This is a genomic window from Xanthomonas sp. DAR 34887 (genome assembly GCF_041245805.1).
In the GTDB taxonomy this organism is placed as follows: Bacteria; Pseudomonadota; Gammaproteobacteria; order Xanthomonadales; family Xanthomonadaceae; genus Xanthomonas_A; species Xanthomonas_A tesorieronis.
Genome location: NZ_CP162490.1, coordinates 2907359 through 2925290, shown reverse-complemented (window position 1 = coordinate 2925290; position 17932 = coordinate 2907359). Strand labels below are relative to the sequence as shown.

Below are 17932 nucleotides of genomic sequence, written 5' to 3'. Positions count from 1 at the left end.
CTCTCCAACTCCACAGCGAGCATCAGGCATCTTGTCCCTTTCCGGCATCATCACCGCCCTGGCCACGCCCTTCCGGGGCAATGGCGACCTCGACCTCGACGCCTGGCAGCGGCTGCTCAAACGGCAGCTGGACGGCGGCGTGCAGGGTGTGGTGGTGGCGGGATCGACCGGCGAGGCGGCGACCCTGCTGGACGAGGAGTACGATCTGATCCTGCGCGAAGCGGCGCAGGCGATCGGCGGACGCGTGCCGCTGCTGGCCGGCACCGGCCTGTCCGGCACCGCCAAGACGGTCGCACTGACCCGCCGCGCCGCGGCCAACGGCGCGCAGTACGCGCTGGTGGTGACGCCGCCGTACGTGCGTCCGACCCAGGCCGGTCTGCTCGCGCATTACCTGCAGGTGGCCGAACAGGGCGGCCTGCCGGTGGTGCTGTACAACGTGCCCGGGCGCACCGGCTGCGATCTGCTGCCGGAGACGGTGGCGCAGCTGGCGCAGCATCCGCAGATCGTCGGGATCAAGGAAGCCAGCAGCGATCCGCAGCGCATCGCCGCGCTGCTGGCGCTGCGCAGCGACAGCTTCGCCGTGCTCAGCGGCGACGACGGCAGCGCCGCGCAGGCCATGCTCGGCGGCTACGACGGGCTGATCTCGGTCGCGTCCAACGCCTTGCCGGCCGCCTACCGCCGCCTGTGCGACCTGGCGCGCGCGCGCCAGGCCGAGCCGGCGCAGGCCTGGGACGCGCGCCTGCAGCCGTTCCATGCCTTCTGCGGCATCGAATCCAACCCGATCCCGGTCAAGGCGCTGCTGCAGCGCGCCGGTATCGGCCAGGGGCTGCGGCTGCCGCTGCTGCCGCTGTCCGCGGCGCACCACGCCACGGCCGACCGCCTCGCCACCGACGCAGCCGCGTTGGAAGAACTATCCAGCCGCGAAACGCTCGCGGCCTGACCCTCAGGAGATTGATCGATGCGTGCTTCCGTTCCCTACGTCCGCGTGCTGTCGGCCGCCGTGCTGGCGACCACCATGGTCGCGGCCACCAGCGGTTGCAGCTGGTTCCACAAGGGCAAGCCGCGCGGCGACTATGCGCTGGCTCCCGAAGCGCGTCCGCTGGAAGTGCCGCCGGACCTGACCGCGCCGGACACCTCGGCGGCGATGAAGGTGCCGGCGCTGGCGTCGGCCACGCAGCGCCCCGGCGCCAGCGGCACGCCGGCCCAGGCGCCGGCGGCGTCGAACAGCGGCTTCGTGGTGCCGGGCGCGCGCGACCAGGTGTTCGGCCAGGTCGGCGACGCGCTGGGCAGCATCGAAGGCGTCACCATTGCCAGCCGTGCGCAGGTGCTGGGCTCCTACGACGTGGCCTACGAAGGCAGCAACTTCCTGGTGCGCGTGGTGGCGGTGGACGCCGGCGTGTACGTGTCGGCGGTCGATCCGCGCGGCATGCCGGCCAACGGCGAGGCCCCGGTCAAGCTGATCGCGGCGCTGAAGGCCAAGCTCGGCCATTGAGCCGGCGTCGCCGGCCGGCGTTCGCGCCGGCCGTTGCGATAAACACAGACGGGCGCCGCAGGGCGCCCGTTTCGTTATTGGAGAAGTGTTGGCGCCAGCGGGTGCGCCAGGATGAAGCCTTTGTAGGAGCGGCTTCAGCCGCGACAGGACTTCACCGAAGCGCCTGTCGCGGCTGAAGCCGCTCCTGCAGGAACCGCTCGCGCGGCCTGGATTGCGTCGGCGTGGCAGGTGCCGGTTACTTCAGCAGCAGCGGCAGCTTGTTCGGCTTGCCGTCCCACTCGGCGGCGTCGGGCAGCGGTTCCTGGCGCGTGGTCAGCACCGGCCAGGCCTTGGCCAGCTCCGCGTTGAGCGCGACGAAGCCTTCCTGGCCGGCCGGCACGTCGTCCTCGGGATAGATCGCGTTGGCCGGGCACTCCGGCTCGCACAGGGTGCAGTCGATGCACTCGTCCGGATCGATCACCAGGAAATTGGGGCCCGCGTGGAAACAATCCACGGGACACACTTCCACGCAGTCGGTGTATTTGCACTTGATGCAGTTTTCGGTGACGACAAAAGGCATGGTTCGATCCGGCGATTAAGCGCCCAATTCTAAAGCAGTCGGCGCCGGCGCGTGGAGAATGCGCGTTGGCGGTGCCGGCGCGGGTCCCGCCGCGCCGCGGCAGGCGGGCCTTGCGGCACGACCCGCGCGCGGCGTCGGGGCGTGACGGGATCAGACGGCGATGCCGCCGCGGCGTTGCGCCAGGCGGTATAGGCCGCGCGCGGCAAGGTCTTCGGGGTGGCTGCGGACCGCGCTGCCCAGCGCGCGCAACGCATGCGCATAGCGGTCCAGCAAGCCGCTGCCGCCGATCAGGTGCACGTTCGGCGCCAGCGGCAGGCGCGCGCGCAGTTCGTGGCCGATCAGCAGGCCGGACAGGTAGGACGGCGCGGCGGCGGCGCTCAGCCGCTCGAACAGGCCCAGGCTGCGCACGCCGAACAGGTGGTGCAGCAGGCCGCCGGGCTCGCCGCTGCGCTGCAGGCCGGCGTCGAAGCCGGCCTCGTCGAACTGCGCGTCGCCGGCCTCCATCAGGCGCGCCAGCAGGCTGTGCTGGCGCAGCAGCGCATACAGCTCGCCGGTCATCATCGTCGCCAGGGCGGCGATGCGGCCGTGGTCCAGATCGACCCATTTGCTGTGGGTGCCGGGCAGGCACACGCTGTGGCGGCCCGCGTCCTGCACGTCCTGCGCGAGGAGGCCGAGCAGCCCGATCAGCTGGGTCTCCTCGCCGCGCATCACGTCCGGCACCGCCTCGGCGCTGCTGGCCACGCCGGGCACGAACCACAGCGTGCGCCCGGGCAGGGCAGGGTCCTGCAGCGGCTGCATCGCCGCGGCCAGCGCGCCGGCGTCGGCCGGGCAGGGCACGTAAGGCAGTTCGATCCAGCCGTTGCGGCTGCCGATCATGCCGCACAGCACCACGTCGCCGGACCAGCCGTCGATCAGTGCCGCCAGGGTCGCGGCGAAGCGGCCCTGGCAGGCGCCGATGCCCTGGTCGCTGCGGCGTTGCTCCAGGACGCGGCCATCGGCGGCGAGCCGATAGCCGCGCAGGCTGCTGGTGCCCCAATCGATGGCGATCATGCGCTGGCGATGCGTCCTTCGGGCAGGCCGGCGATGCCGACCGCGGCGACGAACAGGCCGCCGGCGTGCGGCGTACGCGCCAGTTCGTCGTCGGCATGGTCCATGCGCGAGGTGCTCAGGTACAGGGTGCGGCCGTCGGCGCCGCCCAGGGCGGGGCAGGTGGGATGCTTGACCGGCAGCGCGACGCTGCGTTCGACGCTGCCGTCGGGCCGGTAGCGGACCACGCGCCAGGCGCGCCATTGCGCGTTCCACAGGTGGCCTTCGGCATCGACGATGGCGCCGTCGGGTTCGGCATCGGGGTGATCGAGTTCGGCGAACACGCGGCTGTTGCCGGTCTGCGCGCTGGCGGCGTCGTAGTCGCAGCACAGGATCTGCGGGCGTACCGAGTCGCAGTAGTACAGGGTGCGGCCGTCGGCGCTGAAGCAGATCGCGTTGGGGATCGCCACGCTGGGCAGCGGCAGGCGGCGCAGGCCGTGGCGCGCGGACCACTGGTAGAAGCTGCCGACCGGGGCCTGGTCGGCGCGCTCGCTCATGGTGCCGAACACGAAATTGCCGTGGCGGTCGGCGCGGCCGTCGTTGGCGCGGGTGTCGTCGCGCTCCGGTTCCAGGTCGGCCAGCTTGCGCAGCGGCAAGTCGGTCGCGTCGGCGGCGCTGGCGTCCGGATCGGCGGCGTACACGCCCTTGGCCAGCGCCAGCAGCAGGCGGCCGTCGTCGAACAGGCCCAGGCAGCCGGGGCGGTCGGGCAGGTTCCAGTGCCGCGTGGCGCCGCTGGCCGGGTCGTGGCGCCACAGCTGGCGTCCGTCGATGTCGACCCAGAACAGCGCTTGCCGGCGTTCGCACCAGACCACGCCTTCGCCATGGGTGCAGCGGCTGTCCACCGCCAGCGAGGCGGTGTGGGCGGGCGAGGCTGCAGCGTTCATGGGCTCACTCACCATTCGGCGATGCTGCCGTCGGCATGGCGCCAGACTGGATTGTGCCAGTCGGGCGGATTTTCGTTGGCATGGCGCAGGCGCTCCTCGTCGATTTCCACGCCCAGGCCGGGCTTGGGCAATGCGGCAATGCTACCGCTGTCGTCGCAGGCGAAGTCTTCCTTGTTGATCACGTAGTCGAGCAGGTCGGCGCCTTCGTTGTAGTGGATGCCGATGCTCTGTTCCTGCAGCACCGCGTTGTGCGAGACGAAATCGACCTGCAGGCAGGCGGCCAGCGCGACCGGACCGAGCGGGCAGTGCGGCGCCAGGCCGACATCGTAGGCATCGGCCATGCTGGCGATCTTCAGGCATTCGGTGATGCCGCCGGCATGCGACAGATCCGGCTGCAGCAGCGACAGGCCGCCGGCCTGCAGCACCGGCTTGAAGTCGAAGCGCGAGAACATGCGTTCGCCGGCGGCCAGCGGGATCGGCGTGGATGCGGCCAGGCGCGGATAGTATTCGGCCAGTTCCGGCAGCACCGGTTCCTCGACGAACAGCGGCTTGAACGGCTCCAGTTCGCGCAGCAGCACGCGCGCCATCGGCGCGGCGACGCGGCCGTGGAAATCGATGCCGAAGTCGATGCTGGTGCCGAACGCCTCGCGGATCTGCGCGACCTTGGCCAGCGCCGCATCCACCGCGCGCGGCCCGTCGATCAGCTTCATCTCCTCGGTGCCGTTGAACTTGAAGGTGTCGAAGCCCAGTTCGCGGTAGCCCTGGATCTGCGCGATGGTCGCCGCCGGACGGTCGCCGCCGACCCAGCGGTAGGTCTTCATGCGGTCGCGTACCAGGCCGCCGAGCAGTTCGTACACCGGCACGCCCAGCGCCTTGCCCTTGATGTCCCACAGCGCCTGGTCGATGCCGGCGATGGCGCTCATCAGGATCGGCCCGCCGCGGTAGAAACCGCTGCGGTACAGCAGCTGCCAGATGTCGTTGATCCGCGACGGATCCTTGCCGATCAGGTAGCCGCTCAGCTCGTGCACCGCAGCGTCGACGCTGCGCGCGCGGCCTTCGATCACCGGTTCGCCCCACCCGGTGATGCCTTCGTCGGTTTCGATCTTCAGGAACAGCCAGCGCGGCGCGGCGTGGTAGGTGGTGAGGCGAACGATCTTCATGCGTGGTCCAGGTAGGCTTGGCGGAAGGCGGCGGCCTGCGCCTGGGTCTGCGCGAGCGCCTGCCCGGGCCGGTACAGTTCGCCGCCGATGCCGGCGCCGATCGCGCCGGCGGCCAGGTAGTCGTGCAGCGTGTCGGTGCTGACCCCGCCGACCACGAACAGCGGCACCGTCGGCGGCAACACCGCGCGCAACGCGCGCAGGTGCCCGGGGCCGTAGGTGGCGGCCGGGAACAGCTTGAGCATCTGCGCGCCGGCGTCGAGCGCGTCGAAGGCTTCGGTGGCGGTGGCGAAGCCGGCCACCACCTGCAGGCCGCGCGCGACCGCGTGGCGGATCACCGGCGGCCGCGTGTTCGGCGTGACGATGAAGCGCGCGCCGAGATCGGCGAGGACATCGACGTCGGCGATCTTCAGCACGGTGCCGCCGCCGATCCAGCAGCGCTGGCCGAAGGCCTGCACCGCCGCGCCGATGCTGTCGGCCCAGCGCGGCGAGTTGAGCGGGATCTCGATCGCGTCGTAACCGGCCTCGGCCAGCGCGCCGACATGGTCCAGCGCGTCGTCGGGGGTGAGACCGCGCAGGATCGCGATCAGCGGAAAGTGGAACGGGGAGACGGCGGACATCGGCTTACCTGGCAGCGTGCGTGGAGCGAAAGGCGTCCACTGCGACGTCGTCATCGCGCGGCCGCAATGGCGCGCAGGTGAGCGACCGGCCCGTTGGCGACGAACGGGCGGACGCCATCGACCGGTGCGCTGGCTGATCGTCCTGCTCATCTACGCTGGCGCGGGGCGCCGGCGCCTTCACGAGGCGGGTGTGGCGGTGGGACGGCGTCGCGGCCGGAGTCGCGACTGGCCGATAGCCTGCGCGCGTGAAGATATGCTCGGCAAATGAAATTTTAGACATATGCTATTCCGGTGGTGAATACGCATCTTCTCGCTCAGGACGCTTTCCGCTTATGACCGCTGCCGCCAATCCCTGGTTCAATGCCGCCCGCCTCAAGACCCGGCATCTGTTGCTGCTGCTGCAATTGCATGAGCACCGCTCGGTGCTGCGCGCGGCCGAGGCGGCGAGCATGACCCAGCCGGCGGCGTCCAAGCTGCTGGCGGAAATGGAGGATCTGCTCGGGGTCAAACTGTTCGAGCGGCACGCGCGTGGGGTGGAGCCGACCTGGTACGGGCAGGTGCTGATCCGCCGCGCGCGTTCGGCGATGTCGGAGATCGGCCGCGCGCAGGAGGAGATCGCCGCGCTGCGCGAGGGGCGCATGGGCCAGGTCTCGATCGGCACCGTGGTCAATCCGGGCACCAACCTGGTGCCGCAGGCGATCGCCGAGGTCAAGCGCGAATTCCCCGGCATCCTGGTGCGGGTGGAGATGGACTACAGCCGGCCGCTGGTGGCCAAGCTGCTGGATGGCCAGCTCGACATCGTCATCGGCCGCATCCTCGGCCCGTACGGCGGCGACGAACTGGAATTCGAGCCGCTGGCCGACGAGCCGCATTCGGTGGTGGCGCGCGCCGGGCATCCGCTGTCGGCGCGTGCCGACCTGCGCCACGCCGACCTGGCGCGCTACGGCTGGGTGCTGCCGCCGGTGGACAGCGTGCTGCGCGCGCGGCTGGACGCGATGTTCATGGAGCACGGCGTGCCGACCCCGCAGAACGTCATCGAGACCTCGTCGTTGCCGGTGATGACCAGCCTGCTGCGCGGCAGCGACCTGCTGGCGGCGCTGCCGGCCGACGCGGTGGCGCCGTACGTGCAGGCCAAGCTGCTGACCGTGCTGCCGATCGCGTTGGGGGTGCGGATGGAGTCGTTCGGCATCATCCGCCGCCGCGACTACATGCTGCCGCCGGGCGCCGAACGCATCCTGCTGGCGCTGCGCAACGCCGCCAAGCGGCTGTATCCGGACCGGTCGCCGGGCTGATCGGATCTGCGGGGACGCCGTGTGCTGATCGGGGCAGGGCGATCGTGCGGAGCGTATGGCGTGGAGTGGCATCTGGCGGCAAGCATCACCATGTTCTGGTGACGCTTGGCGAGGCTCGCTGGGCAGTTTTTTCGGCGCCCTCCAAGTAGTCGAAAAACACATAGCTCTGCGTGAAACTTTCATTTGCTTAACGCGAAATTCACTTCTAGGCTCAGCCGATCGTGACCGATGTCGCGGCGCATCGCTCCACTGCGATGCCCGCCACGCCTAGCGATACGGCAGCCGGCCTTGGCCAGCCGCCGTCACAACCAGCAAGGCGGCGCGTACGCGCGACTGCCGTCCGTGTGTGCATGTGTCCTGGGAGGGAAACATCATGTCATCGCGTCACTACCGTGGTCCGGCCTCGCCGACCGCAGCGGTTCGTACTACCTGTCTGTTGCGTCGTTCGGCCATGGCGCTGAGCATCGGCCTGTTGCTGAGCGCGCAGGCGATGGCACAGGACGCCGAGGACAGCACCAAGAAGAAAAGCGTCGATCCGGTCACCCAGCTCGACGCGATCGAGGTCAAGGGCGTGCGCGCCAGCCTGATCAAGTCGCAGACGATCAAGCACGACGCCGAGCAGATCGTCGACTCGGTCAGCGCCGAGGACATCGGCGCGCTGCCCGACCGCAGCGTCACCGAGACCCTGCAGCGGGTCAGCGGCGTGACCATCGACCATTTCATGGCGCGCAACGATCCCGACCATTTCTCCGCCGAAGGCAGCGGCGTGATGATCCGCGGCATGACCCAGGTGCGCGGCGAGCTCAACGGGCGCGACAGCTTCAGCGCCGCCAGCGGCCGCGGGCTCAGTTTCGAGGACGTGCCGGCCGAATTGATGGCCGGGGTGGACGTGTACAAGAACCCGTCGGCCGAGATCATCGAAGGCGGCCTCGGCGGCACGGTCAACCTGCGCACGCGCATGCCGTTCGACCAGCCCGGCCGGGTAATCGGCTTCACCGCCGACGAGAACTACGGCGACTTCAGCAAGACCTACAAGCCGTCCGGCTCGTTGCTGTTCAGCGATCGCTGGAACACCGGCGTCGGCGAGATGGGCCTGATGTTGGACGTGGCCTATTCGGAACTGGCCACCCGCAGCGACGGCATCCAGGTGGAGCCGTTCGTGCGCCGCACCGATGCGGCGTTGCTGGCCGGCACCGATTTCGACAAGGTCTACGTGCCCGGCGGCGTCAACTGGCGGCAGCTGGACTTCGAGCGCAAGCGCAAGGGCGTGGCCGGCGCGTTCCAGTGGCGGCCCAGCGACGACACCGAAATCTACGTGCAGTACATGCGCTCCACCTACGACATGAACTGGCAGGAGCGCGCGGCGTTCTTCAACGACGACACCAACGCAATCAGCCCCGCGCCCGGCACCACCTTCACCTACGACGCCGACGGCCGCTTCGTCAGCGGCTCGCCGGTGTCCAGTTCCTGGCGCGGCAACGTCACCGGCAACGATGGCGTGCGCTTCTACACCGACAACCGCTACGCGCAGCAGAGCACCACCACCTCCGACCTGTCCGGCGGCTTCACCCACAAGCTCACCAGCAACCTCACGGTGCGCGGCGACATGCAGCTGGTGCAGTCGGAAAGCGATTCGCTGGACTTCACCCTGTTCAGTTCGGTCTACCTGCCGGGCCTGACCTTCGACCTGAGCGGCAAGTACCCGTCGGTGTCGATCGCCGACACCAGCTATACCTCCGACCCCTCCAATTATTTCTGGAGCGCGGCGATGGACCACCTGGCGAAGAACCGCGGCCGCGAGCTGGCCACGCGCTTCGACCTGGAATACACCTACGACGACAATCCGTGGCTGCGCACCTTCCGCGCCGGTATCCGCGGTACTTCGCGCACCCAGACCAACAAGAACTCCGGCTACAACTGGGGCGTGATCAGCGACAACTGGGCGACGATTCCCGAAACCAGCACCGGCCTGGCCGACCTGGCCAGCTACATGACCTCGTCCTCGCAGCTGTACTCGTACTCCAACCTGTTCCGCGGCAAGATCAGCGTGCCCAACAGCCTGTACTTTCCCAGCAACGCTGCGGTCAAGGACTACGCCGGCACCTCCAAGCTGATCGAGCAGATCGTGGCGCTGCGCGGTTGGGGCTGGGCGCCGGACCAGTACCAGCTGCAGGATACCAACCGCCAGTTCGAACGCACCCAGGCCGCCTACGCGGTGATGTACTTCGGCAACGACGACGCGCTGGGCGTGCCGGTGGACGGCAACATCGGCGTGCGCATCGTGCAGACCAAGACCGAGGCCACCGGCTACGGCCAGTTCCCCGACCTGTCGGCCACCGCAGGCTCGGACGCGCTCAAGGCGCAGTACACCGGGCAGTACTTCCCCAACAACGCGCAGGGCAGTTACACCAATGTCCTGCCGAGCTTCAACATGCGCTTCAAGTTCTCCGATGCGCTGCAGTGGCGCATCGCCGCGTCCAAGGCGATGGCGCGTCCGGACTACACCCAGTTGCAGCCGTATCTGCTGCTGGCGGCGACCACCGAGGACGACGGCACGGTGTCCAAGTGGACCGGCACCGCGGGCAACCCGGACCTCAAGCCAATGAAGGCCAACCAGTACGACACCGCGCTGGAATGGTATTTCGACACCAGCGACATGATGTACCTGACCCTGTTCTACAAGAGCGTCAAGGACTACTTCTCCACCCAGACCACCACCGAGACCTACGGCGGCCAGGACTGGCTGGTGACGCGGCCCTACAACATGGCCAAGGGCCGCATCCGCGGTTTCGAATACGGCTACACGCAGTTCTTCGACTCGTGGCCGGGCTGGCTGAGCGGCTTCGGCGTCAATGCCAACTTCACCTTCGTGGACAGCAGTGGCGGCGTCAATTCCGCGACCGATCCCTACACGCAGACCACCGTCACCGGTGTGAGCCTGCCGCTCGAAGGCCTGTCGCGGCGCAGCTACAACCTCGCCGGCATCTACGAGAAAGGGCCGTTGTCGGTGCGCCTGGCCTACAACTGGCGTTCGCGCTACCTGCTGACCGCCAGCGACGTGGCGACCAAGCTGCCGACCTGGGCGGACGACTACGGCCAGCTCGACGCCTCGGTGTTCTATCGCTTCACGCCGCACCTGCAGCTCGGCATCCAGGCCAACAACTTGACCGATACCGTGACCAAGGTGTTGATGGGGCCGACCTCCTATGCCGACGGCGAGGTCGACAACCACCTGTACACGCGCAGCTGGTTCGTCAACGACCGCCGCTACTCGCTGGTTTTGCGCGCCAACTGGTAAGCGACTTCGGCACGATGCTGTCCTCGGCCCGCATGCGTGAGTGACGCACGCATGCGGGTTTTTTTATGGCGTTGCCGCTGCGTCCGGCGGGCGCCAAAGCGCAGGCGTTCTGCAGCGAGGGGGTGGCTGTTTACGGGTGGACTGCTTTTTCGTATGTGGAAAACGTATAGCTAAGCGTAAATATTTCATTGGATGGCATGGATACTGCGACCTATTCTCAGCTTCGAGTCGTGATCGTCTTCGATCGCGTGCGCGCTGCGGCACCCCCGTTCGCGTCCGACTTGCGGTCAGCACCCATTTCGGCAGGTGCGGCCGGACAACTTAGAAGCGGCGACGTTGCCCTCGGCACGATCGCCGAATCGTTGGTACATGTGTCCTGGGAGGGAAGCACCATGTCAGCGCCCCATAGCCATTGTCCGCGTGCGCGGACCGTGGCGCTCCGTTCTACCCGTTCGATTTCCGGCTGCGGCGTGCGCCGTTCCGCCATCGCCCTGGCCGTCGCCGCGCTGGTCGCCGCGTCCGCCGCGCAGGCCCAGCAAGCCGAGCAGGTCGCGCCTGCGCAGGCCGACGCTGCCACGACACAGCTGGATACGGTGCAGGTCAGCGGCACCCGCAGCAGCGTCACCAAGGCGCAGCTGGTCAAGCAGAATTCCGAGCAGATCGTCGATTCGATCGTGGCCGAGGACATCGGCAAGCTGCCCGACAACAATGTCGCCGAGGCGCTGCAGCGCATTTCCGGCGTGCAGATCGCGCGCAACTACGGCGAGGGCAGCAGCATCGCGATCCGCGGCCTGACCCAGGTCCGCACCGAGCTCAACGGCCGCGACATCTTCACCGCCAACGATGGTCGCGGCCTGAGTTTCGAAGACGTGTCGGCCGAACTGCTGGCGGGCGTCAACGTCTACAAGAATCCGTCCGCGGACATGATCGAAGGCGGCCTGGGCGGCACTGTCGACCTGCGCACGCGCCTGCCGTTCGACTACGACGGGCGCAAGATCGCCGGCAGCGTGCAGTACAACCACTACGACCTGGCCGACGACAGCAAGCCGGCGTTCTCGGGCATGTACAGCGACCGCTGGCAGACCGGGATCGGCGAGATCGGCCTGCTGGTGAACTACTCGCAGCAGACCAGCCCGTTCCGCCAGGACACCATCTCCATCGAGCCGTGGTACACGCAGACCGATCTGCCGGGCTACGAAGGCCAGGAGATCTCGGTTCCGCACGGCGCCGGCACCAACACCACGGTCGGCGAGCGCAAGCGCAAGACCGGCGCGTTCGCGCTGCAGTGGCGACCGAACGACGACCTCGAGGTCACCGCGCAGGTATTGCGCTCGGACTACGATTTCCGCTGGCACGACTACTCGTTTTTCGCCTACACCGGGCAGAACCCGATGCAGGGCTACGACGACATCGTGGTCAACGACCGCAACGAGTTCGTCAGCGGCACCTTCCAGAACACCCCGGCCGATTCCAACACCAGCCTGACCGAGCGCCATTCGGTGACCACCGATTACTCGCTGGGCGCCAAGTGGACGGTGTCGCCGAACCTGACCCTGAGCACCGATTTCCAGTACATCGACGCCACCACCAAGGGCACGCGCTACATCCTCGGCACCGGCATGGACACCACGCCGCTGTACACCATCGACTTCCGCGGCGACCTGCCGCGCCTGTCGGTGACCGATGCCGCCGGCAACCCGGGCTACCTGGCCGACCAGGCCAACTACAGCGGCTGGAAGTTCCACCTGGACAACAAGGACGACAACAAGGCCACCGAGTTCGCCTGGCGCAGCGACATGGACCTGGCGTTCGACGACAGCTTCGCGCGCAGCTTCAAGGCCGGCGTGCGCTATACCGACCGCGATGCGCAGAACAAGGGCAACGTGTGGCGCTACATGTACCTGGGCGCGCCGTTCTCGCAGTACCCGGACGCGCAGGTGATGCAGAATCCGATCACCGATTTCTTCCGCGGCGATTCGCAGACCTTCGGCCCCAGGCTGACCCCGTCTGACACGCTGGTCGACAACTATGCGGAAGCGTTGAAGGTGTTCGGCGCCTCGCCGCTGACCTTCGCGCCGAACAACATCAACGGCCAGGGCGAGAAGACCTACGCCGCCTACGGCGTGCTGCGCTTCGGCGTGGACGGCGGCGCGATTCCGTTCGACGGCAACATCGGCCTGCGCATCGTGCGCACCAAGGTCGATTCGCAGGGCGTGCGCACCGGCACCGACGCCGAGGGCGGCGGCCTGCTGCCGGTGGACGTGCAGCAGACCTACACCGATGTGCTGCCGAGCCTGAACCTGCGGTGGATGCTCACCGACACGCTGCAGTGGCGCTTCGCCGCCTCGCGCGGCATCTCGCGTCCGGATCTCAACGAGCTCAACCCGAACCTCAGCCTGGGCACCGCCACCGGCAACGACGGCACCACCCGCCGCACCGGCTCGGCCGGCAATCCGGACCTGCGGCCGATGAAGGCCGACCAGTTCGACACCGCGCTGGAGTGGTATTTCGGCAAGGGCTCGATGATGTACGGCACGGTGTTCTACAAGAAGGTCGACGGCTTCATCGCCGATGCCGTGTTCGAGGAAGTCTATGGCGGCCAGACCTGGGAGATCACCCGTCCGGTCAACGGCAAGGACGGCAGGATCAAGGGCGCCGAATTGGGCTATACCCAGTTCTTCGACTTCCTGCCGGGCTGGCTGAGCGGCTTCGGCCTGCAGGCCAACTACACCTACGTGGACAGCGAGGCGCCGAGCCCGACCGCCACCGACACCAACGGCCAGGCGCTGACGGTGCCATTGCAGGGCTTGTCCAAGAACAGCTACAACCTGATCCTCAGCTACGAGATGTCGCGCTTCCAGGCGCGCGTGGCCTACAACTGGCGCAGCGACTGGCTGGTGACCACGGCCGGCAACGGCACCGGCAATCTGCCGGTGTACAACAAGGGCTTCGGTCAGCTGGACGCGTCGGTGCGCTACAACATCAACGACGTGTGGTCGGTGTCGGTGGATGGGGTCAATCTGCTGGATACGCGCAACGAGAGCTACCTGGGCGTGGAATCGCGTTACCGCGACTTCGTGATCAACGATCGCCGTTACGGCCTGACCCTGCGCGCCAGCTTCTGAGCACGGCGCAGTCGATCCGCTCCGGCGCGCGCTGCGTGACCGGAGCGGAGCTTTCCTGCCGATGGCGCGGCCGTCGGTTGCAATCGGAGTAGGGCGCACGATGCGGCAACATCGCTTGCTAGGATCCGACGCACTGCCTGGCACGGTGCAGCGTGCCGGGCGGTTGCGTCTGGCCTGGCGGACGCTGTTGCTGGCCTTGCTGTGCAGCGCGGTTCCGGCACTCGCCGCGCCGTCGCTGCCGTACCAGTTCCGCAGCGTCGCCATCGGCGGCGGCGGCTTCGTCAGCGGCCTGCTGTTCCACCCGGCGCAGCAGGGCCTGCTGTATGCGCGCACCGACGTCGGTGGCGCCTACCGCTGGGACGCCGCGTCCGCGCAGTGGGTCGCCTTGACCGACTGGCTCGGCCCGGCCGACCAGAACCTGATGGGCATCGATGCGTTCGCGATCGACCCGCACGATCCGCAGGCGCTGTACCTGGCCGCGGGCACCTATCTGCACGAGCGCGCCGGCAACGCCGCGCTGCTGCATTCGCACGACCAGGGGCGCAGCTTCGTGCGCACCGATCTGCCGTTCAAGCTGGGCGGCAACGAACTGGGCCGCGGCAACGGCGAACGGCTCGCGGTGGATCCCAACGATGGCAGCGTATTGCTGCTCGGCTCGCGCGATGCCGGCCTGTGGCGCAGCGCCGACCGCGGCGCGCACTGGCAGCGGGTGGCGTCGTTTCCGGCGGTCGCCACCGGGCCGTCGGCGAGCGCGGTCAACCACGCCGGACGCCGCCAGCAGGTGGGCATCGCCTTCGTGCTGTTCGATCCGGCCAGCGCGGCCGGCGGTGGCGCCTCGCAGCGGATCTACGTCGGCGTGTCCACGCCGGAACACAGCCTGTTCGAGTCCGCGGATGGCGGGCGCAGCTGGCGGCCGGTGCCGGGGCAGCCGACCGGATTGCGCCCCAGCCACATGGTCCGGTCCAGTGCCGGCATCTACTACCTCAGCTATGGCGACCAACCGGGTCCGGACCTGATGGCCGACGGCGCGGTCTGGAAGTACGAACCGGTCGCCGCACGCTGGACCGACATCACCCCGGTGCCGCAACCGCGCAGCGGGCCGGGCTTCGGTTGGGGCGCGGTGGCGGTGGACCCGCGCCAGCCGCAGACGCTGCTCGCCAGCACCTTCCGCCGCTACCAGCCGGGCGACGACATCTACCGCAGTACCGATGGCGGACGCACTTGGTCAGCGCTGTTCCCGCGCTCGCGCTTCGAACACGACGCCGCGCCGTGGACCGCGCAGGCGCGCCCGCACTGGATGGCGTCGCTGGCGATCGATCCGTTCGACAGCGACCGCGCGCTGTTCGTCACCGGCTACGGCATTTGGGCCTCGCGCAACCTGCGCGCGTTCGATGACGCCGATGGCGTGGTGCAATGGTGGTTCGCCGATGCCGGGCTGGAGGAAACGGTGCCGCTGGACCTGCTCAGTCCGGCGCAGGGCGCGCATTTGCTCAGCGCGCTCGGCGACATCGATGGCTTCCGCCACGATCGCGTGGACCGCGTGCAATCGCAGTTCGCCGGGCCGCGGCTGACCAACGGCGAGAGCATCGATGCCGCCGGGCAAGCGCCGCAACTGGTGGTGCGCAGCGGCACCCTGCGCGAGCGGCGCAACGGCGAGGTGCGTGCCGCCTGGTCGCGCGACGGCGGCGCCAGTTGGACCGCATTCGCCAGCGAGCCGCCGGTGGGCGAGGGCGCCGGGCATATCGCGATCAACGCCGACGGCAGCCGCGTGATCTGGTCGCCGCGCAATGGCGGCAGCGCCTGGGCCAGCGACGATTGGGGCCGGCAGTGGCAGCGTGTGGAAGGTTCCTCGGGCAGCTTGCTGATCGAGGCCGACCGGGTCGATCCGCAGCGCTGGTACGCAGTGGATGCGGCCAGCGGCCGCTTCTTTCTCAGCGAGGACGGCGGGCGCCGGTTCCGCGACAGCGGCGTCGAGGTCGGCGTGCCGTCCGCTGCCGAACGCACCCGCCCGCAGCTGCGTCCGGACCCGGCGCGCGCCGGCGTGGTCTACCTGGCCAGCCCCAGCCATGGCGTGATGCGCTGGCAGGACGGTGGCCTGACCGTGCTGTCGAAGGTGGACGAGGCGCGCTCGCTGGGTCTGGGCCGGGCGCCGCGCGATGGCGCCGCGCCGATGCTGTTCCTCGCCGGCAGCGTGGATGGCGTCGGCGGGCTGTTCCGTTCCGCGGACGAGGGCCAGCACTGGCAGCGGATCGACGACGACGCGCACCGCTTCGGCCGCCCCTACGCTGTCACCGGCGACCCGCGCGTGGTCGGCCGCGTCTATTTCGCCACCGGCGGTCGAGGCATTTTCTATGGCGATGCACCGTAATCCTTGCGGCCGACGCCGCATGCGCATTCTGGCGCCGGTGTGCGCCGGCGGCGCTGCGCCATGGTTTTTCTTGTCTTGTGCACCGACGCCGGTCGCACCCGTCAATCCAGGATCGATCCGATGAACGCACGTCCGACCCGTTGTCTGCGATGGCTGTCCATCCTGGCCTTGGCGGCATTGCCCGCCTCGGCTTGGGCGGAGTTGCAGCTGCCGTTGCTGTTCGCCGACGGCGCGGTGCTGCAACGCGATGTGCCGATGCGCGTGTGGGGCTGGGCCACGCCGGGCGCGCGCATCCAGGTGCGACTGGACGGCGCGGCGGCGAAGGCCGTCGCCGCCGCGGACGGGCGCTGGCAGGCGCAGCTGCCGGCGCATGCGGCCGGTGGGCCGTATGTGTTGGAGGTGCAGGGCGACGGTGCGCAGCGCCGGATCGGCGATGTGCTGGTCGGCGACGTGTGGCTGGCCAGCGGCCAGTCCAACATGGAGTGGCCGCTGGCGCAGGCGCGCGACGGCGCCAGCGAGGTGGCCGCGGCGAACGATCCGCAGCTGCGCCATTTCAAGGTGCCCAAGTCGTGGTCGCCGCAGCCGCAGCCACAACTGGCCGGCGGCGAGTGGAAGGCCGCCACGCCGCAAAATGCCGGCGCGTTTTCCGCGGTGGGCTATTTCTTCGCGCGCGAGTTGCGCAGGAGCACCGGGGTGCCGATCGGCATCATCGACAGCAGCTGGGGCGGCAGCGCGATCGAGGCGTGGATGGACGCCGCGGCGCTGGGCATGGATGCCGCGCAGACCGAACACAGCATCGCCGCGCTGCAGGCCAAGGACGCGCAGACCCTGGCCGCGGTGAAGCAGCGCATCGCGCGCTGGCCGGCGGTGGACGATAGCGCCGAACAATGGCGCGCCCCCGACCTGGACGACAGCGATTGGGACAGCATCCCGGTCGACCGCAACTGGGAGTCCAGCGGCTACGACGGCATGGACGGCATCGCCTGGTACCGCACCGCCTTCACCCTCAGCGCAGCGGAAGCCAAGGCCGGCATCACCCTGGGCGTGGGTCAGGTCGACGATTCGGACGTCACCTACGTCAACGGCCAGCCGGTCGGGCGCACCGACAATCGCTGGAACCTGCCGCGCGTGTACCGCATTCCCGCGACCGCGCTGAAGGCCGGCGTCAACCACCTCGCGGTGCAGGTCACCGACCTCAGCGGCGGCGGCGGCCTGCACGGCGAGGACAGCGAACGCTTCGTGCAACTCGGCGACGGTAGCAAGCGCCCGTTGCGGGAATGGAAGTTTCGCCCGGCCAAGGTGAGCGTGAGCCTGGACGACGGCAGGAACCAGCAGCCGACTCTGTTGTACAACCGCATGATCCACCCGCTGCAGCCGTTTCCGCTCAAGGGCGTGATCTGGTACCAGGGCGAGAGCAATGCCTACGCAGGCGGCGCGCTGCGCTACCGCGACCAGTTCGCGACGCTGATCCGCAGTTGGCGCGACGAGCGCGCGCAGCCGCGGCTGCCGTTCCTGTGGGTGCAACTGGCCAACTTCCAGGCCGGTTCCGACAAGGGCGACCTGAGCCCGTGGGCGCAGCTGCGCGAATCGCAGTCCAAGACCCTGGCGCTGCCGGCGACCGCACAGGCGGTGACCATCGACATCGGCACGCCCGGCGACATCCATCCGACCAACAAGCAGGACGTCGGCCACCGTCTGGCGCTGGCCGCGCGGCATGTGGCCTATGGCGAGCAGCTGGTCTACAGCGCGCCGGTGTTCGCGCAGGCCGAGTTCGGCGGGCCTGCGGTCGCGCTGCGGTTCGATCCGATGGGCAGCGCGCTGGCGGTACGCGGCGACGCCGCAGTGCTGCGCGGCTTCAGCGTGGCCGGCGCCGACCGCCGTTTCCATCCGGCGCAGGCGCGCATCGACGGCGACCGGGTCGTGGTCGAGAGCGCCGACGTGGCGCAACCGCAGGCGGTGCGCTACGCCTGGAGCGAAAACCCGGCCGAGGCCAACCTGGTCAACCGCGAGCAGTTGCCCGTTTCCCCCTTCCGAACCGACACCTGGTGACA

General features: G+C 69.0%; 12 protein-coding genes. 7 read left to right on the top strand and 5 right to left on the bottom strand.

The annotated features are described in order from the left end of the window. The first annotated feature begins 31 nt into the window (after positions 1 to 31). Together dapA and AB3X08_RS12385 are read left to right on the top strand one after the other, a co-directional pair. Positions 32 to 940 (top strand): 4-hydroxy-tetrahydrodipicolinate synthase, encoded by a 909-nt coding sequence (gene dapA, locus AB3X08_RS12390; protein WP_369932904.1) that lies wholly within the window; start codon positions 32 to 34, stop codon positions 938 to 940. Between the two features lie 18 nt (positions 941 to 958). Beyond that, the gene (locus tag AB3X08_RS12385; RefSeq protein WP_369932903.1) at positions 959 to 1492 is read left to right on the top strand and encodes a hypothetical protein; all 534 of its coding nucleotides are present in this window, start codon (positions 959 to 961) and stop codon (positions 1490 to 1492) included. 235 nt (positions 1493 to 1727) lie between these two features. Here the strand turns inward: AB3X08_RS12385 and fdxA are convergent, their stop codons facing one another. The 5 genes from fdxA to AB3X08_RS12360 all read right to left on the bottom strand — a co-directional run bounded on the left by fdxA (position 1728) and on the right by AB3X08_RS12360 (position 5798). After that, positions 1728 to 2051: a ferredoxin FdxA gene (fdxA, locus tag AB3X08_RS12380; RefSeq protein ID WP_039005179.1), complete on the bottom strand. Its 324-nt coding sequence runs from the start codon at positions 2049 to 2051 to the stop codon at positions 1728 to 1730. 150 nt (positions 2052 to 2201) lie between these two features. Further along, positions 2202 to 3101: a 2-dehydro-3-deoxygalactonokinase gene (locus AB3X08_RS12375; RefSeq protein WP_369932902.1), complete on the bottom strand. Its 900-nt coding sequence runs from the start codon at positions 3099 to 3101 to the stop codon at positions 2202 to 2204. Further along, on the bottom strand, positions 3098 to 4021 hold the full coding sequence (locus AB3X08_RS12370) for an SMP-30/gluconolactonase/LRE family protein (protein WP_369932900.1): 924 nt from the start codon (positions 4019 to 4021) through the stop codon (positions 3098 to 3100). Before AB3X08_RS12370 ends, AB3X08_RS12375 begins: the two co-directional genes overlap by 4 nt. Positions 4022 to 4029: 8 nt before the next feature. Further along, on the bottom strand, positions 4030 to 5181 hold the full coding sequence (dgoD, locus tag AB3X08_RS12365; protein ID WP_369932899.1) for a galactonate dehydratase: 1152 nt from the start codon (positions 5179 to 5181) through the stop codon (positions 4030 to 4032). Then, on the bottom strand, positions 5178 to 5798 hold the full coding sequence (locus AB3X08_RS12360) for a 2-dehydro-3-deoxy-6-phosphogalactonate aldolase (protein ID WP_184414858.1): 621 nt from the start codon (positions 5796 to 5798) through the stop codon (positions 5178 to 5180). Before AB3X08_RS12360 ends, dgoD begins: the two co-directional genes overlap by 4 nt. A gap of 332 nt (positions 5799 to 6130) precedes the next feature. On the opposite strand from AB3X08_RS12360, the gene AB3X08_RS12355 reads away from it, so the two are divergent. The 5 genes from AB3X08_RS12355 to AB3X08_RS12335 all read left to right on the top strand — a co-directional run bounded on the left by AB3X08_RS12355 (position 6131) and on the right by AB3X08_RS12335 (position 17930). After that, a complete protein-coding gene (locus AB3X08_RS12355) occupies positions 6131 to 7090 on the top strand; it encodes a LysR substrate-binding domain-containing protein (RefSeq protein WP_369932898.1) in 960 nt (319 codons plus the stop codon). 451 nt (positions 7091 to 7541) lie between these two features. Continuing rightward, positions 7542 to 10388 carry a TonB-dependent receptor gene (locus AB3X08_RS12350; RefSeq protein ID WP_369932897.1) on the top strand — a complete coding sequence of 949 codons (2847 nt, stop codon included), beginning with the start codon at positions 7542 to 7544 and terminating at the stop codon, positions 10386 to 10388. A 392-nt stretch (positions 10389 to 10780) separates the two neighbouring features. After that, positions 10781 to 13513, top strand: coding sequence for a TonB-dependent receptor (locus tag AB3X08_RS12345; RefSeq protein WP_369932896.1), 2733 nt, complete (start codon positions 10781 to 10783; stop codon positions 13511 to 13513). A gap of 61 nt (positions 13514 to 13574) precedes the next feature. Next, a complete protein-coding gene (locus tag AB3X08_RS12340; RefSeq protein ID WP_369932894.1) occupies positions 13575 to 15881 on the top strand; it encodes a cellulase in 2307 nt (768 codons plus the stop codon). Between the two features lie 120 nt (positions 15882 to 16001). Continuing rightward, entirely contained in the window at positions 16002 to 17930 is a 1929-nt protein-coding gene (locus AB3X08_RS12335; protein ID WP_369932892.1) for a sialate O-acetylesterase, read from the top strand. The last annotated feature ends 2 nt before the right edge of the window (positions 17931 to 17932 follow it).

Coding starts and splice junctions, on each gene's coding strand:
- fdxA (WP_039005179.1), bottom strand. CDS start 2,051: ATGCCTTTTGTCGTCACCGAAAACTGCATCAAGTGCAAATACACCGAC.
- AB3X08_RS12345 (WP_369932896.1), top strand. CDS start 10,781: ATGTCAGCGCCCCATAGCCATTGTCCGCGTGCGCGGACCGTGGCGCTC.
- AB3X08_RS12335 (WP_369932892.1), top strand. CDS start 16,002: ATGAACGCACGTCCGACCCGTTGTCTGCGATGGCTGTCCATCCTGGCC.
- AB3X08_RS12350 (WP_369932897.1), top strand. CDS start 7,542: ATGGCGCTGAGCATCGGCCTGTTGCTGAGCGCGCAGGCGATGGCACAG.
- AB3X08_RS12375 (WP_369932902.1), bottom strand. CDS start 3,101: ATGATCGCCATCGATTGGGGCACCAGCAGCCTGCGCGGCTATCGGCTC.
- AB3X08_RS12360 (WP_184414858.1), bottom strand. CDS start 5,798: ATGTCCGCCGTCTCCCCGTTCCACTTTCCGCTGATCGCGATCCTGCGC.
- AB3X08_RS12385 (WP_369932903.1), top strand. CDS start 959: ATGCGTGCTTCCGTTCCCTACGTCCGCGTGCTGTCGGCCGCCGTGCTG.
- AB3X08_RS12370 (WP_369932900.1), bottom strand. CDS start 4,021: ATGAACGCTGCAGCCTCGCCCGCCCACACCGCCTCGCTGGCGGTGGAC.
- AB3X08_RS12355 (WP_369932898.1), top strand. CDS start 6,131: ATGACCGCTGCCGCCAATCCCTGGTTCAATGCCGCCCGCCTCAAGACC.
- AB3X08_RS12340 (WP_369932894.1), top strand. CDS start 13,575: ATGGCGCGGCCGTCGGTTGCAATCGGAGTAGGGCGCACGATGCGGCAA.
- dgoD (WP_369932899.1), bottom strand. CDS start 5,181: ATGAAGATCGTTCGCCTCACCACCTACCACGCCGCGCCGCGCTGGCTG.